At 53.1% G+C, this 670-nt stretch carries 1 protein-coding gene; it reads left to right on the forward strand.

The genetic code is table 11. The annotated features are described in order from the left end of the window. Nucleotides 1-670 (forward strand): phage terminase large subunit family protein (locus FTE26_RS07055; RefSeq protein ID WP_272457523.1); only part of this gene is annotated, 670 nt, incomplete at both ends.

Genomic DNA, 670 nt, shown 5'->3' on the forward strand with positions numbered 1-670 from the left:
GTGGGATCCGCTGGTGGCACCGTATGTTATTGAGCCGATGAACTGCCTGGCCTCGCGTGAATACGACGCAGTGATATTTGTTGGCCCGGCACGAACCGGCAAGACTATCGGCCTGATTGACGGCTGGGTGATTTACAACGTGATTTGCGATCCTGCTGATATGCTGATCATTCAGATGACGGAGGAAAAAGCCCGCGAACACTCCAAAAAACGACTCGCCAGAACGTTTCGCGTCAGCCCGGAAGTGGTCAGTCGCCTGAGTCCGAACAAAAATGACAACAACGTTTATGACAGAACATTCCTTGCTGGCAACTACCTGAAAATCGGCTGGCCGTCAGTCAATATCATGTCCTCATCAGATTATAAATGCGTCGCGCTGACGGATTATGACCGTTTTCCGGAAGATATTGATGGCGAGGGGGATGCCTTCTCTCTTGCCTCAAAACGTACCACCACATTTATGTCCAGCGGTATGACGTTGGTGGAGAGTTCCCCCGGCAGGGATGTGAAGGATGTGAAATGGCGACGGACTTCACCGCATGAGGCTCCACCAACCACGGGGATCCTGTCGCTCTATAACCGTGGTGATCGCCGTCGCTGGTACTGGCCCTGTCCACACTGTGGTGAGTATTTTCAGCCCTGCGGCGATGTGGTTGCTGGTTTCCGTGAT

The organism is Escherichia sp. S10b, assembly GCF_028421345.1.
Lineage (GTDB): Bacteria > Pseudomonadota > Gammaproteobacteria > Enterobacterales > Enterobacteriaceae > ECMA0423.